Genomic DNA, 13,829 nt, shown 5'->3' with positions numbered 1-13,829 from the left:
ATTCATGTAACCCTCGGAGGTTGGATCAGCTGTCCAACTCCCGGGGGTCACTTCATGGACGGGTTTACGGCGTGTCCTGCATGGCCCACCCGTCCGGCGCCACCCCGGCTGTCGCACTCCAGCCACCCGCGAGGGGGTTCCACCCGTTCGACCAGCCCCACGGCAACCCATTCACCTGGAACATGCGATGCTCCGGCTTCCAACACCCCGTGGAGCCCGGCCATGCGCCTGCTGACCCGCCTCATCCCCTTGCTCCTGCTGGCTTCCCTGTTGTCCGGCTGCGGCTACAACGCCATCCAGCAGAAGGACGAATCGGTCAAGGCCAGCTGGGCCGAAGTGCTCAACCAGTACAAGCGCCGCGCCGACCTGGTGCCCAACCTGGTCAATACCGTGCAGGGCTTCGCCACCCAGGAACGCCAGGTGCTGACCGAAGTCACCGAAGCCCGTTCGCGGGTCGGCCAGATCAACGTGAACGCCGATGACGAAGCCTCGCTGCGCCAGTTCCAGCAGGCCCAGGGCGAACTCGGCAGTGCGCTGTCGCGGCTGCTGGTGGTTACCGAGAACTACCCGGTGCTGAAGTCCGATGCCAATTTCCGCGACCTGCAGGCGCAGCTGGAAGGCACCGAGAACCGCATCACCGTGGCCCGTGGCCGCTACATCCAGCAGGTGCAGGACTACAACACCTACATCCGCTCGTTCCCGCAGGTAGTGACCGCCAAGATCTTCGGTTACCAGGTCAAGCCGAACTTCACGGTGGAAAACGAAGCGCAGATTTCCAACGCTCCGGAAGTGAAGTTCAACACCGGTGCGCCGGCCCCGCAGCAGCCGGCGCCGCAGCCGGCCCAGCAGCCGGGCAGCTGATCGATGCACCTGCGCCTGCTTGGCTGGTTGCTGCTGCTGTGCCTGCCGCTGGGTAGCCTGCACGCGCAGGAACTGGCGGCGATCCCGCAGCTGGATTCACCGGTGGTCGATACCACCGGCACCCTGGATGCCGCGCAGGTCCGCCAGCTGCAGCAGCAGGCGGTGGCGCTGCAGCAGCGCAAGGGCAGCCAGCTGCAGGTACTGATCGTGCCCAGCACGCAGCCGGAAGACATCGCCCAGTACACCACCCGGGTTTTCGACCAGTGGCAGGTGGGCCGCAAGGGCGTGGATGACGGGGTGCTGCTGGTGGTGGCCAAGGATGACCGGCGGGTGCGCATCGAACCGGGCTACGGCCTGGAAGGCGCGATCCCCGATGCGATCGCCAACCGCGTGATCCAGGAATACCTGGTGCCGTCGTTCCGCGCCGGTGACTATGCCGGTGGCATCACCGAGGCGTCCGGCGTGCTGGTCAAGCTGATCGACGGCGAGCCGCTGCCGGCACCGGTCAGCGCGCACCGCACCCAGCAGGGCGAGGGTGGGGGCGATGGGTGGATCGTAGCGGTGGTCATCGGCTTCTTCGTCGGTTCTCTCCTGCGCGCCGTGCTCGGCCGCCTGCCGCGGCCGGTGCGTGGGCTGATCGCGGGGGGCGGCGCGGCCGTGGTGGCCTTCCTGTTCACTTCGTTGCTGCTGGCCAGCGGTATTGCCGGCTTCGTCGGGCTGCTGATGGCGGTCACCTCCGGGCACCCGGGCCGGTTCGCCGGCGGCGGCGGCTGGGGGGGCGGCAGCTGGGGCGGGGGCGGCGGATTCGGGGGCGGCGGTGGATTCGGCGGCGGCGGTGGCTGGGGCGGCGGTGGTGGCCGCTCCGGTGGCGGCGGCGCATCGGGAGGCTGGTGATGATCCAACGCGCACTGCGCCATATCGTGTCCCCGTCGGTGCGGCGGACCTTTCCGCCCGCCACCCTGCAGGCGATTACCCAGGCCATTGCCGCCGGTGAGCAGCGCCACGGCGGACAGGTCATGTTCGCGGTGGAAGCCGACCTGCCGCTGGATGCGCTGTGGCGCGGGGTGACCGCGCGCCAGGCCGCTGAACGTGCCTTCGCGCACCTGCGTACCTGGGATACCGCACAGAACAATGGCGTGCTGATCTACCTGCTGCTGGCGGACCATGCCATCGAAATCGTCGCCGATCGCGGACTGCACGGCAGGGTCGCCGAAGCCGATTGGCAGCGGATCTGCGCCGCGCTGCGCGAAGGGCTGCGCGGAGGTAATCCCGCGGCGGCGCTGGTGATGGCGATCAATGACGTATCGACGCTGCTGGCCGGGCACTTTCCGCCGGGCGCGCGGTCAGACCAGGACGCCTTGCCGGATTGGCCGCAGATTCTCGGTTGAGCTGGGTGGAGTCCCGCTGGCGGCGCTAAAATAACCCGATCCCCGCAAGGCACCGTCCATGATCTATTTCCACGATATCGATCCCATCGCCATCTCGCTGGGGCCGATCCAGGTGCACTGGTACGGCATCATGTACCTGCTTGGCTTTGCCTCGGCCTGGTGGCTGGGCAAGCGCCGCATCGCCGCAGGGCGCCTGCCGGGCGTCAATGCCGACGGTTTTTCCGACCTGCTGTTCTACGCCATGCTCGGCGTGGTGGTGGGCGGCCGCGTGGGCTACATGCTGTTCTATGCGATGGGCGATTTCCTGTACAACCCGCTGCTGCTGTTCAAGGTGTGGGACGGCGGCATGAGCTTCCACGGCGGCCTGCTGGGCGTGCTCGCGGCCAGCTGGTGGTGGTCGCGCCGGCACCGCCTGCACTTCTTCGACACCATGGATTTCGTCGCGCCGCTGGTGCCGCTGGGGCTGGGCTTCGGCCGCGTGGGCAACTTCATCGGCGATGAGCTGTGGGGCAAGTTCACCGACGGCAGCTGGGGCGTGGTGTTCCCGTCGGGGCTGCCCGCGCCGCTGGCGCAGCTCGACACCGCCACGCTGAAGGCGGAGTTCGCCACCGGTGCGCTGAACCAGTACGCACGCCATCCTTCGCAGTTGTATGAGGCCTTCCTGGAAGGCCTGGTGATGTTCGCGGTGCTGTGGGTGGTGTCGGCCAAGCCGCGCAACCGTTACCTGGTGTCCGGCCTGTTCGCGCTGATGTACGGCCTGTTCCGCTTCGCGGTGGAGTTCGTGCGGATGCCGGACAACGGCGTCTACGTGGCCTTCGACTGGCTGACCCGTGGGCAGATCCTGAGCCTGCCGCTGGTGGCGCTGGGCCTGGTGCTGTTGTGGATGTCCCATCGCGCGCCGGTGCTGCAGCCGGTGCTGCCGGTTGCCCCGGCCGGAGCCAAGCCATGAAGCCCTACCTGGACCTGCTGCGGCACGTGCTGGAACACGGCGCGGAGAAGAGCGACCGTACCGGTACCGGCACGCGCAGCGTGTTTGGTTGGCAGATGCGCTACAACCTGGCCGACGGCTTCCCGCTGGTCACCACCAAGAAGCTGCACCTGCGTTCGATCATCCACGAACTGCTGTGGTTCCTGCAGGGCGACACCAACATCGCCTACCTGAAGGACAACCAGGTGCGGATCTGGGACGAGTGGGCCGATGAGAACGGCGATCTCGGCCCGGTCTACGGCAAGCAGTGGCGCAGCTGGGCGGCTGCCGATGGCCGGCAGATCGACCAGATGCAGTGGCTGGTGGAGGAGATCAAGCGCAATCCGGATTCGCGCCGGCTGGTGATCAGTGCCTGGAATGTCGGCGAGCTGCCGCAGATGGCGTTGATGCCCTGCCACAGCCTGTTCCAGTTCTACGTGGTGGACGGCAAGCTCAGCTGCCAGCTGTACCAGCGCAGTGGCGACATCTTCCTCGGCGTACCGTTCAACATCGCCAGCTATGCGCTGCTGACCCACATGGTGGCGCAGGCCACCGGGCTGGGGGTGGGTGATTTCGTGCATACGCTGGGCGATGCCCACCTGTACTCGAACCATTTCGAGCAGGCCCGCGAGCAGCTGGCGCGCGAACCGCGCGTGCTGCCAACGCTGTGGTTGAACCCGGAGGTCACCGATCTGTTCGGCTTCCGCTTCGATGACATCCGCATCGACGGCTACGATCCGCACCCGGCGATCAAGGCCCCGGTGGCGGTGTGAGTTCCCCGCGCCTTTCGATGATCGCCGCGCTTGACCGCAGCCGCGGTATCGGCCACGGCAACCAGCTGCCCTGGCACCTGCCGGACGACCTGAAGCATTTCAAGGCGCTGACACTGGGCAAGCCGGTGCTGATGGGGCGCAGGACCGCCGAATCGCTGGGTCGCGCGCTGCCCGGACGGACCAACCTGGTGCTGACCCGTCGTGGCCAGGTGCCGTTCGACGGCATGCGCGCGGTGGCATCGCTGGACCAGGCGCTGGCGATCTGCCGCGCGGAAGCCGCAGAAGAACTGTGCGTGATCGGCGGCGGCGAGATCTACCGCCTGCTGATGGAGCATGCCAGCGACCTGTACCTGACCTGGGTGGACACCGAGGTACCGGCCGATACGCATTTCCCGGCCGTCGATGAAGCCCTGTGGCAGCAGGTGGACAGCCAGCCGCATGCGGCCGATGCGCGGCACCCGTTCGCGTTCCGCTTCGTGCACTACACCCGCCGCTGACGGCGGGTGCGGCGGTCATTCCGCCGTGGGCGGACTGCCTGCACCACCGCCGCCGTTGCCGCGGCCACGACCGCGCCGACGGCGGGGCCCACGCGTACGCGTCTCGCCGCCTGCCGGCTGCCCGCCGGGTTGTGCCTGTGCCTGCGGCTTGGGCTGTGCGGCCTGCTGGCCTTCCGGGCGTGGCTTCGGCGCACGCGGCGCGGGCCGTGCACCGGCAACCGGCGCCGGCACGTCGCGGCCGGGCACCTGCACCACGCGCAGTTCATCGGTATCCAGCTGCAGGGCGGTCAACTTGCCGCCCCACACCGCCCCGGTATCGATGGCATGCACGCCCTGGGTGATGGTCAGCCCGAGCGCTGACCAGTGGCCGCACACGACCTTGAGGTCACGCTCGACCCGGCCCGGCACTTCGAACCAGGGGTAGAGCCCCTGTTCCTGGGTGCCCGGCGTGCCTTTGTCTTCGATGCCGATGCGCCCGCGCGCGGTGCAATAGCGCATGCGGGTGAAGAAGTTGATGATCGCCCGCGAGCGGTCGTAGCCGGTCAGGTTCGGCGCCCAGATCGGCTTGTCGCCGTACATGTTGCGCAGCAGCTTGCGATAGCCGTTGCCGTGCAGCTGCTGCTCGACTTCGCGCGCGTGCTTTTCGGCCATCTGGGTGGTCCACTTGGGCGCCATGCCGGCATGCACCATCATCCAGCCCAGTTCGCGGTCGGCATGCACCAGCTTCTGCATGCGCAGCCAGTCCAGCAGCACGTCGCGGTCTTCGGCGGTGACCACGCGCAGCAGGTCCGGGTTGACCTTGCGCTGTTCTTCTTCGCTGCGCGAACCCACCGCGAGCAGCGACAGGTCGTGGTTGCCCAGCACCACCACACTGTGGTCGCGCAGCGAATGCACCAGCCGCAGCGTTTCCAGTGACTGGCCGCCGCGGTTCACCAGGTCGCCGGCAAACCACAGGGTGTCCTGCGCCGGATCGAAACGGATCTTTTCCAGCAACCGCTGGGTCACGTCGTAGCAACCCTGCAGGTCGCCGATAGCCCACACGCTCATGGCCTGGCCTCCGTGTCAGTGCAGGGTTCGGGGAATGGTCAGCACGAACGGCGCGATGTCGGCGGCGAACTCGGTGCCGTCGTCGGCCACCATGTCGTAGTGCCCCTGCATCGTGCCGTGCTCCGTACCGAGCATGACACCGGAGGTGTAACGGAAGTCTTCACCGGGACGCAGCCGCGGCTGCTCGCCGACCACCCCATCGCCGTCGACATGCTCCACCCGGCCTTCGGCATCGGTGATCCGCCAGTGGCGTGCCACCAGGCGGGCCGCGACCCGGCCGCTGTTGCGGATGCGGATGGTATAGGCGAAGGCGAAGCGTCCGTCTTCGGGAGCGGACTGGTCATCGAGGAAGCGCGGAGCCACTTCCACGTCCATGGCGTACTGGTCGTCGTGCATCTTGGCAGTGTAATCAGCTTGCATTGGCCAAGGCGACGAATTCCGCCACCTCCAGCTGTTCGGCACGGGCATCCGGACGCACGCCGGCAGCGGCGAACTGTTCGGCGCTGACCACGTTGTTCAGTGCATTGCGCAGGGTCTTGCGGCGCTGGCCGAAGGCGGCCTTGACCACTTCGGCGAAGCGCCTGGCATCGTGGATGCCGACCGTGGACGGATCACGCGGCACCAGCCGCACCACGGCCGAATCGACCTTCGGCGGCGGCCGGAACGCACCCGGCGGCACCACGAACAGCGAGGTCACTTCGCAGTACGCCTGCAGCATCACGCTGAGGCGGCCGAAGACCTTGCTGCCGGGGCCGGCGGCCATGCGGTCGACGACTTCCTTCTGCAGCATGAAGTGCATGTCGCGGACCACGGCGGCATGGTCCAGCGCATGGAACAGGATCGGCGAGGAGATGTTGTAGGGCAGGTTGCCGACCAGCCGGATCTGTCCGCTACCCCCTTCGGCCTGCGCCAGCGCGGTGAAATCCACCCGCAGCACGTCGCTCTGGATGATGGTCAGTGCGCCCAGGGGCGCGGCGGCGGCGGTCAGCGGTGCGATCAGGTCGCGGTCGAACTCGATGACGGTCAACTCGGGATGCTGGCGCAGCAGCGGCAGGGTGATCGCGCCCTGCCCGGGGCCGATCTCCACCAGGCGGTCGCCGGGCTTGGGATTGACCGCGCGCACGATGCTGTCGATGTAGTGGCGGTCGGCCAGGAAGTGCTGGCCCAACTGCTTCTTGGCCGGGGCGGTGAATGCCGTGCCGGAGGGGGAATACTGGTTCATGCGCTAAGTCTACGTTGCCAGGCCAGTTGCGCACACAGGGTAGCGGCAGCCTGCAGGCTGGAAGGATCGGCGATGCCCCGTCCGGCCAGCTCCAGCGCGGTGCCGTGGTCGACCGCCACGCGCGGATAGGGCAGGCCCAGGGTGAGATTGACCGCCTGTTCGAAGCCGGAATACTTCAGCACCGGCAGGCCCTGGTCGTGGTACATCGCCAGCACGCTGTCGAAGCCGGCCAGCTTGGCTGGCAGGAAGGCGGTGTCGGCGGGCAGCGGGCCGATCAGCTGCATGCCTTCGGCGCGCAGCCGCTGCAGCAGCGGGATGATGAGATCGAGCTCTTCGCGGCCCAGGTGGCCGTCTTCCCCGGCATGCGGGTTCAGGCCCAGCACCGCGATGCGCGGATCGGCGAGGCCGAACTCGCGCCGAAGTGCGGCATGCAGGGTGCGCACGGTATGTTCCAGGCCATCGGCGGTGATCGCATCGGCGACCTCGCGCAGCGGCAGGTGGGTGGTCGCCAGCGCAACGCGCATGATGGGGTTGGCCAGCATCATCACCACCTTGACCCCGGCCTGGTCGGCCAGCAGTTCGGTGGTGCCGCTGTAGGCGATGCCGCCCTGGTTGATCACCGCCTTGTGCACCGGGCCGGTGACCACGCCATCCAGGTGGCCGTCCAGGCACGCTTGGCCGGCCGCCTGCAGCGCGCCGATCACGGCCGCAGCGTTGCGCGGGTCGGCATGGCCGAACCGGCTGGGCACCGCATTGGGAAGGGGGTGCAGGCGCAGATCGCCCGGCACGCGGGCATCGGCATCGGCCGGCAACAACTGCAGTGGCAGCGACAGCGCGGCGGCGGCTGCCTGCAGGGTAGCGGGGTCTGCAAAAGCCAGCAGCCGGCAATCAGTGCGCGGCTGCTGGATCAGGCGGATACACAGTTCCGGACCGATCCCGGCGGGCTCGCCCGGTACCAGGGCGAGCTCGGGGAGCACCGCTCCTGCGAGCTTCGCGCCTGGGAGCATGGCTCAGGACTGCGGCGGGGTGGCGGTGTTTTCCGCCCGGTCACCGCTGCGGAAGCTGACGTAGGCTTCGCCACGCAGTTCGGACAGGAAGCGGTTGTACTCTTCTTCCAGCTTGCGGCGGCCGATGGTTTCACGGACCTGCGCGCGCTGGTTGTCCACGCCGACGTCGGTCTGGCGGGTAGCCACGCGCTGCACCACGTGCCAGCCGGCATCGGTGCGGAACGGCTGGCTGATGTTGCCGTCGGTCACGCCTTCGACCTGGCGGCCGAAGTCCGGACCGAACGCATCGACCGGGAACCAGCCCAGGTCGCCGCCCTGGCCACGGCTGTTGGTGTCTTCGGACGCATCACGGGCCACGGCCTGGAAATCAGCACCACCGGCAATGCGGGCACGCAGGGTGTCGATCTTCGCCTTGGCGGCGTCATCGTTCTGCTGCTCGGTCACGCGCACCAGGATGTGGCGGGCGTGGTATTCGGTGATCGTCTGGCCGGTGGACGCGGCAGCATTGGCATCACGCACTTCCACCAGCTTCAGCAGCTGGAAGCCGCTGGGGCCACGCAGCGGACCGACCACGTCGCCGGCCTTCATGTCCTGCATCACCTGCAGGAAGGCCTGCGGGATCTCGTCCATGGAACGCCAGCCGAGGTCGCCGCCTTCCAGCGCGTTGGGGCTGTCCGAATAGCGCACGGCCGCCGCGTTGAAGTCCAGTTCGCCCTTGTCCAGCAGCGCCTTGACGCCGTCGGCCTTCTGCTTGCCGGTGGCGATCTGGTTGGCATCGGCGCCATCGGGGGTGGCGATCAGGATGTGCGCGAGGTGGTACTGGGTACCGGTGACGGCCTGCTGCTTGATGGCCGCATCCACTTCGCCTTCGCTGACGCTGACGCGGCTCTGCGCATAGCTCTGGCGCAGGCGCTGGACGATGATCTCGTCACGCACCGAACGGCGGAACTCATCGAAATCGATGCCATCCTGGGCCAGGCGGCCACGCAGCGTGTCCAGGTTGCTGCCGTTCTGCTGGGCGATCGAGTTGATCGCCTGGTTCAGTTCCTGGTCCGAAACCCGGATGCCGCTGCCTTCGGCGCGGGTGACCTGCAGCTTGACCAGCACCAGCCGCTCCAGCACCTGCCGGCTCAGCACATCGTCCGGCGGCAGCTGGTTTTCGCGACCGGCGTACTGGGTCTTGATGTTCGCCAGCGCGCGGTCCAGTTCGCTCTGCAGGATGACGTCTTCGTCGACGACGGCGGCGATGCGATCCAGCGGCTGGGTCTGCTGGGCCAGTACCTGCAAGGGTACGGACGCAGTGGACACCGCCAGCAGGGAGGCGAGTAGGACGGGGAAGGTCTTGGTCATGGGATCAGGTTCGGATCGTAGTCGTCGCGGGTCGCGCCGGTGGTGCTGGGGGGCACGAGATAGAGGTCGTCGCGGTTGTAACCGAGGATAGCACGGCGCAGGGTACGGTCCGTGTTCTGGCCGATGGAGCTCAGGCCCTTCAGCACGAACTCCAGCTGGAAGGAAGTATTCAGCTCGCCTTCGCGGTTGCGTACGTAGCGGCGGGCCAGGGCGCGCACCGCCAGGCAGCAGCTGTCCCACTGCACGCCACCGATGATTTCCAGCGGCTTGCTGTCTTCGATGGAGTAGTAGTAACGGCCGACCACGCTCCAGCGCGGGTTGATCGGGTACAGGAAGGACAGGTCGCCCTGCTTGAGCAGGTTGGTGCCATCGGGGTTGATCCGGTGGCGGTAGGTCAGGTTGACGATGCCGTCGTTGGACATCAGGTAGCGCGCACGCACGCTGGCCAGGTCTTCGCGCTTGTTCTTGGGATCCCACTGGTAGGTGGCGCCCAGGTTCCAGCGGTCGTTGATCATGTAATTGGTATCGGCGATCCAGGCCGACTTGCCCTGTTCCACCGGGCTGGGATTGCTCGGCAGGGTGACGCGGGAATCGTCGAAGTACAGGATCTGGCCGATGCTGGCCGAGAACCGCTCGCGGCCGCTGGTCTGGTCGATGAAGCGGGTGCTCAGTGCCATCGTCAGCTGGTTGGCATCGTTCTGGCGGTCGGCGCCGGTGTAGCGCGAATCGCGGAACAGCTGGCCCCAGCTGAAGGTGAAGTCACGGGTGTCGAAGACCGGCAGCTCGCTCTGGTCGCGGTACGGGGTGCGCAGGTAGAACAGGCGCGGTTCCAGCGTATGCAGGTAGGGCTTGTCGCCGATGGTGGTCTCGCGGTCGAAGAACATGCCCGCGTCCAGGCTGGCGATCGGCACGCTTCGGTTGGGCGAGGTGTTGCCGCGCAGCTGGTCCGGGGTCGGATTGGTGATGCCCGCCGCGGCCAGATTGTTGGCGCGGATGCTGTCGGCCAGGCCCTGTTCCAGGTCGTAGCCGGTGTAGCGCCAGGCCAGCGTCGGGGTGACATACCAGGCCGCGCCACTGAAGGGCATGGTCACGTAGGGCTTGATGTCCAGGCGCGAGCCGCCGAGCACTTCGCGTTCCACGCCGTTGCGCACGTACTCGCCGTCGTCATCGATGATCTTGTCGTGGATGTCGTCGTGCACGAAGCGCACCGCTTCGGCATACACGCCTACTTCCAGCCACGGCAGGATCGGCTGGTCCCAGGTGCCGAACAGGCGCGGCTGCCGGTTGTAGGGCAGTGCCTCTTCGGTCAGGGTGTAATCGGTCAGCTGCCAGTAGTCGGCCATCAGGCCGGCGGTCCAGGTTTCCCCGGTGCCGTAGATGCCGGCCTGGCTCTGCAGGTTGGACGCGGTCACGCCCAGCAGCCGGTTGGCGAAGTCTTCCAGGTAACGTTCGTCGCTGACCCAGGCCAGCCCGGCACGGGCCTGCCAGTTCGCGTTGAAGTTGTGGTAGCCGGTGTATTCGACGCGGCCACGGTCCTTGTCGCGCAGCTTGTCGTTGGGCAGGTAGGCGGTACGCAGCTCACCGCGGCCACCGTCGTACAGGTAGCGGAATTCATTGTCCAGCATGAAGCCGCGCTTGCTCATGTAGCGCGGGGTCAGCGTGTCGTCGTAGTTCGGCGCCAGGTTGAAGTAGATCGGCTGCGCATAATCGAACCCGTTGCGCCCGGACACGCCCAGCTCCGGATACAGCAGGCCGGTCTGGCGCCGGTCGTCGATCGGGAACTTGAAGTACGGCGCCCACAGCACCGGCACCTTGCCGATGCGCAGCACGGCGTTGCGCGCGGTGCCGAAGCCTTCGTCGTTGTCCACTTCGATCTGCGGGGCAGACAGCTTCCAGACCGGTTGGGACGGGTCGCAGGTGGTGTAGGTCGAGCGGTGCATCTGCCCGACCGCACCCTGCAGGTCCACCGATTCGGCGCCACCGTTGCCGCGACGCGACACCAGCTGGTACTGGATGTCGGAGATCTTGTGGGTGTCCGCCTCCTGGTTGCCCTCGGCGCGCTTGGCCACCATCCGGATCGACGAATCGGAGTAACGGACATTGCCCTCGGCGGTGTAATTGCCGGTTTCCGTATCGAAGCTCAGGTGATCGGTACCGAGGAACTGGTCACCGCGCTTGAGCGCGACGTTGCCTTGGTACTGCGGCACCGTGGAGGTGCCATACAGCTGGTCGCCCTCGATGTCGGTGGGCTGCTGGGTGCGCGTTTCGGCGGCAGCCTTGTCCGCCGGCGGTGCCTCGCCAAAGGCGGGCAGGACGTCGGTGGCAGGGCACAGACCCCAGTTCGGCGCTTTGTCTTCGGCGAACGCCGGCAGGCAGAGGGCGATACCCAGGGGGAGAGGCAACAGGCGGAGGGCTTTGCGCACGCGTGATGGTTCAGGCGAAAACGATCCGTAGCTTGCCCCATCCATTGCATAGGGGCAATGAAGGCCGCTCACCGGTGGCGGTCGGGGTTCATCAGGCAGCCCCGGCCCGGCCGTCCAGCAGGGCCCCTACATGCGCCACGCTGGACTCGGCCAGGGCCTGCAGGTCGTAGCCGCCTTCCAGCATCGACACCACCCGGCCGCCGCCATGGCGGCGGGCCAGCGCGTGCAGTTCGGTGGTGATCCAGGCGAAGTCCTCTGCTTCCAGCATCAGGTCGGCCTGCGGATCGCGCAGGTGGGCGTCGAAGCCAGCCGACACCAGCAGCAGCTGCGGGCGGAAGTCGTCGATGGCCGGCAGCATCTCGTCGGCCCAGACATTGCGGAAGCGCAGGCTGCCGCTGCCCGGGGGCAGCAGGATGTTCAACAGGTTGCCTGCGCCACGGTCGCGGCGCAGCCCGGAGTTCGGGAACAGGCCGGCCTGGTGGGTGCTGTAGTACGCCACCCGGGGATCCAGCTGGAAGATGTCCTGGGTGCCGTTGCCATGGTGGACGTCGAAGTCGACCACGGCGATCCGCTCCAGCCCGTAGCGGTCGCGCGCATGTGCGGCGGCCACCGCGATGTTGTTGAGCAGGCAGAACCCCATGGCGGTGCTGGCGGTGGCGTGGTGGCCGGGCGGGCGCACCGCGCAGAACGCCAGCGGGTCCTCGCCCAGCATCACCGCATCCACCGCGGCGATACCGGCACCGGCGGCATGCAGGGCGGCGGTGGCCGAACCCGGCGACGTGCGGGTGTCCATGTCGATCTGCCGCAGGTCGGCGGTCTGCGGCTGCAGCACCAGGTCGATCAGTTCGGCATCGTGCACGCGGGCCAGGTCGCCGCGCTTGGCCGAAGGCGCCTGGCGCCAGTCCAGCCGTGCCGGGAACGCTGCCTGCAGCGCGTCGAGCACGGCCTGCAGCCGCTTCGGGGATTCGGGGTGGTCCGGACCGGGATCGTGCTGCAGGCAGGAAGGATGGGTGTAGACCAGCATGGGCGCGGGGGATCCGGAAAGGTCAGCCGTGGCGGCGCGAATGCTGCCAGAGTACTTCGCCGGCACCGTTGGCGCGGGCCAGCACGCGGGCCAGCACGAACAGCAGGTCGGAGAGGCGGTTGAGGTAGTGCAGTGCCTGCGGCCGCACCGTTTCAACGCGCGAAAGGGCGACCGTCTCGCGCTCTGCCCGGCGCACGATGGTGCGGGCCAGGTGGCAGCGTGCGGCGGCCTCGCCACCGGCCGGCAGGATGAATTCCTTCAGCGTGGGCAGGTCGGCGTTGTAGTGGTCCAGCTGCTGTTCCAGCGCGGTGACATCGGCATCGGTGATGGCCGCATGGCCGGGAATGCACAGCTCGCCGCCGAGGTCGAACAACTGGTGCTGGAGCCTGGTCAGCAGCGCCTGCACATCGGTGGGCAGGGGCACGGCCAGCAGCACGCCGAGCGCCGAATTGGCCTCGTCGACCGTGCCGAACGCGGCAACCCGCGCATCGTCCTTGCCGACCCGGCTGCCGTCGCCCAGCCCCGTGCTGCCGTCATCGCCGGTACGGGTATAGATGCGTGAAAGCCGGTTGCCCATCCCTGCGCGCCTCAGCCGCGCACGTCGCGCTGGGCCTGGCGCAGCTTGCCGACCTGTTCGACGGCCAGCTGCAGCGCGGCGGCCAGGCCGACGTACAGGGCGGTGGTGCCCAGGTAGGGCATGAACCAATCCGCGTAGTTCTTCAACCAACCGCCCACGGTGGGGTCGGCCACGTTGCGCGTGGTCCAGTAGAACCCGCCCTGTGCGAACAGGTGGCAGACCGCCACGGCAGCGAACACCAGCGCCACCGCCTTGGCCAGGGTGGACCACTGCGCGCCGTGGTAGCCGTGGCCCAGCGCCATGCCGCCGGCCCACATCGCGAAGTAGGCGGGCAGCAGCATCCAGTAACCCGGCGACACGCAGTAGTGCTGCCAGAAATCCAGCCCCAGGTTGTGGATCACGATCCAGTCCACCAGCACCGCCAGCGCCATCAGCAGCGGGAACGCCCAGCGGGTCCAGCTGCGCAGGTAGAAGCCGCCGATGAAGAACACCGCGCAGGACGCATCGGGGATGGCGGCGAAATGGTTCACCCGCGTGGCGGCCATCAACAGCACCAGGCAGGTCAGCACGAAGGCACGTTGCAGGGAGGTCGTCATCGGGGTGCACACGGGAGGGTGAACAAACCCCATTCTAGACCGCCTGCAGGCCAGCGCGCAGGGGCGGCAGCCCGGCAGGGGCGGCGGGCGAGCGCGT

Annotated in this window: 14 protein-coding genes and 1 pseudogene; 6 read left to right on the top strand and 9 right to left on the bottom strand. The window is 67.8% G+C overall.

The features are described 5' to 3' along the window. Nucleotides 1-222 precede the first annotated feature (222 nt). Genes RTX79_RS15180 through RTX79_RS15155 form a run of 6 tightly spaced genes read left to right on the top strand, consistent with a single transcriptional unit; the run spans nucleotide 223 to nucleotide 4,486 of the window. Nucleotides 223-861 (top strand): LemA family protein, encoded by a 639-nt coding sequence (locus RTX79_RS15180; RefSeq protein ID WP_312684597.1) that lies wholly within the window; start codon nucleotides 223-225, stop codon nucleotides 859-861. A gap of 3 nt (nucleotides 862-864) precedes the next feature. Then, entirely contained in the window at nucleotides 865-1,755 is an 891-nt protein-coding gene (locus RTX79_RS15175) for a TPM domain-containing protein (RefSeq protein WP_312684596.1), read from the top strand. After that, nucleotides 1,755-2,249 carry a TPM domain-containing protein gene (locus RTX79_RS15170; protein WP_312684594.1) on the top strand — a complete coding sequence of 165 codons (495 nt, stop codon included), beginning with the start codon at nucleotides 1,755-1,757 and terminating at the stop codon, nucleotides 2,247-2,249. The genes RTX79_RS15175 and RTX79_RS15170 overlap by 1 nt, the downstream gene beginning before the upstream one ends. Before the next feature lie 58 nt (nucleotides 2,250-2,307). After that, nucleotides 2,308-3,198 carry a prolipoprotein diacylglyceryl transferase gene (gene lgt, locus RTX79_RS15165; protein ID WP_312684593.1) on the top strand — a complete coding sequence of 297 codons (891 nt, stop codon included), beginning with the start codon at nucleotides 2,308-2,310 and terminating at the stop codon, nucleotides 3,196-3,198. Next, on the top strand, nucleotides 3,195-3,989 hold the full coding sequence (locus RTX79_RS15160) for a thymidylate synthase (RefSeq protein ID WP_057687304.1): 795 nt from the start codon (nucleotides 3,195-3,197) through the stop codon (nucleotides 3,987-3,989). The genes lgt and RTX79_RS15160 overlap by 4 nt, the downstream gene beginning before the upstream one ends. Nucleotides 3,990-4,006: 17 nt before the next feature. Then, a complete protein-coding gene (locus RTX79_RS15155) occupies nucleotides 4,007-4,486 on the top strand; it encodes a dihydrofolate reductase (protein ID WP_312684610.1) in 480 nt (159 codons plus the stop codon). 15 nt (nucleotides 4,487-4,501) lie between these two features. Here the strand turns inward: RTX79_RS15155 and RTX79_RS15150 are convergent, their stop codons facing one another. The 9 genes and pseudogenes from RTX79_RS15150 to RTX79_RS15110 all read right to left on the bottom strand — a co-directional run bounded on the left by RTX79_RS15150 (nucleotide 4,502) and on the right by RTX79_RS15110 (nucleotide 13,732). Beyond that, nucleotides 4,502-5,533 (bottom strand): symmetrical bis(5'-nucleosyl)-tetraphosphatase, encoded by a 1,032-nt coding sequence (locus RTX79_RS15150; protein ID WP_312684592.1) that lies wholly within the window; start codon nucleotides 5,531-5,533, stop codon nucleotides 4,502-4,504. A 15-nt stretch (nucleotides 5,534-5,548) separates the two neighbouring features. Next, nucleotides 5,549-5,929 (bottom strand): Co2+/Mg2+ efflux protein ApaG, encoded by a 381-nt coding sequence (gene apaG / locus RTX79_RS15145; protein ID WP_042614797.1) that lies wholly within the window; start codon nucleotides 5,927-5,929, stop codon nucleotides 5,549-5,551. Nucleotides 5,930-5,942: 13 nt separating this feature from the next. Then, a complete protein-coding gene (gene rsmA / locus RTX79_RS15140) occupies nucleotides 5,943-6,755 on the bottom strand; it encodes a 16S rRNA (adenine(1518)-N(6)/adenine(1519)-N(6))-dimethyltransferase RsmA (protein WP_057687301.1) in 813 nt (270 codons plus the stop codon). Further along, entirely contained in the window at nucleotides 6,752-7,762 is a 1,011-nt protein-coding gene (pdxA, locus tag RTX79_RS15135) for a 4-hydroxythreonine-4-phosphate dehydrogenase PdxA (RefSeq protein WP_312684591.1), read from the bottom strand. The genes rsmA and pdxA overlap by 4 nt, the downstream gene beginning before the upstream one ends. 18 nt (nucleotides 7,763-7,780) lie before the next feature. Beyond that, nucleotides 7,781-9,112, bottom strand: a pseudogene (locus RTX79_RS15130) (peptidylprolyl isomerase); the annotation flags it as partial. Continuing rightward, entirely contained in the window at nucleotides 9,109-11,535 is a 2,427-nt protein-coding gene (lptD, locus tag RTX79_RS15125) for an LPS-assembly protein LptD (RefSeq protein ID WP_312684590.1), read from the bottom strand. The pseudogene RTX79_RS15130 and the gene lptD, both read right to left, overlap by 4 nt. Nucleotides 11,536-11,626: 91 nt before the next feature. Further along, nucleotides 11,627-12,559, bottom strand: a complete 933-nt coding sequence (locus RTX79_RS15120; RefSeq protein ID WP_312684589.1) for a histone deacetylase family protein — start codon at nucleotides 12,557-12,559, stop codon at nucleotides 11,627-11,629. 22 nt (nucleotides 12,560-12,581) lie between these two features. After that, on the bottom strand, nucleotides 12,582-13,136 hold the full coding sequence (locus tag RTX79_RS15115; protein ID WP_057687296.1) for a cob(I)yrinic acid a,c-diamide adenosyltransferase: 555 nt from the start codon (nucleotides 13,134-13,136) through the stop codon (nucleotides 12,582-12,584). 11 nt (nucleotides 13,137-13,147) lie between these two features. Further along, the gene (locus tag RTX79_RS15110; RefSeq protein WP_312684587.1) at nucleotides 13,148-13,732 is read right to left on the bottom strand and encodes a hypothetical protein; all 585 of its coding nucleotides are present in this window, start codon (nucleotides 13,730-13,732) and stop codon (nucleotides 13,148-13,150) included. Between the last annotated feature and the right edge of the window lie 97 nt (nucleotides 13,733-13,829).

It is taken from the genome of Stenotrophomonas chelatiphaga, from assembly GCF_032054965.1.
Taxonomy (GTDB): domain Bacteria; phylum Pseudomonadota; class Gammaproteobacteria; order Xanthomonadales; family Xanthomonadaceae; genus Stenotrophomonas; species Stenotrophomonas chelatiphaga.
This window is presented reverse-complemented; position numbering and strand designations above follow the sequence as displayed.

Bases quoted from the DNA above. Each gene is read 5' to 3' on its own strand.
- RTX79_RS15180 (WP_312684597.1), top strand. From the start codon at position 223: ATGCGCCTGCTGACCCGCCTCATCCCCTTGCTCCTGCTGGCTTCCCTG.
- RTX79_RS15120 (WP_312684589.1), bottom strand. From the start codon at position 12,559: ATGCTGGTCTACACCCATCCTTCCTGCCTGCAGCACGATCCCGGTCCG.
- pdxA (WP_312684591.1), bottom strand. From the start codon at position 7,762: ATGCTCCCAGGCGCGAAGCTCGCAGGAGCGGTGCTCCCCGAGCTCGCC.
- RTX79_RS15115 (WP_057687296.1), bottom strand. From the start codon at position 13,136: ATGGGCAACCGGCTTTCACGCATCTATACCCGTACCGGCGATGACGGC.
- lgt (WP_312684593.1), top strand. From the start codon at position 2,308: ATGATCTATTTCCACGATATCGATCCCATCGCCATCTCGCTGGGGCCG.
- RTX79_RS15160 (WP_057687304.1), top strand. From the start codon at position 3,195: ATGAAGCCCTACCTGGACCTGCTGCGGCACGTGCTGGAACACGGCGCG.
- RTX79_RS15155 (WP_312684610.1), top strand. From the start codon at position 4,007: ATGATCGCCGCGCTTGACCGCAGCCGCGGTATCGGCCACGGCAACCAG.
- RTX79_RS15110 (WP_312684587.1), bottom strand. From the start codon at position 13,732: ATGACGACCTCCCTGCAACGTGCCTTCGTGCTGACCTGCCTGGTGCTG.
- rsmA (WP_057687301.1), bottom strand. From the start codon at position 6,755: ATGAACCAGTATTCCCCCTCCGGCACGGCATTCACCGCCCCGGCCAAG.
- RTX79_RS15170 (WP_312684594.1), top strand. From the start codon at position 1,755: ATGATCCAACGCGCACTGCGCCATATCGTGTCCCCGTCGGTGCGGCGG.
- RTX79_RS15150 (WP_312684592.1), bottom strand. From the start codon at position 5,533: ATGAGCGTGTGGGCTATCGGCGACCTGCAGGGTTGCTACGACGTGACC.
- RTX79_RS15175 (WP_312684596.1), top strand. From the start codon at position 865: ATGCACCTGCGCCTGCTTGGCTGGTTGCTGCTGCTGTGCCTGCCGCTG.
- apaG (WP_042614797.1), bottom strand. From the start codon at position 5,929: ATGCACGACGACCAGTACGCCATGGACGTGGAAGTGGCTCCGCGCTTC.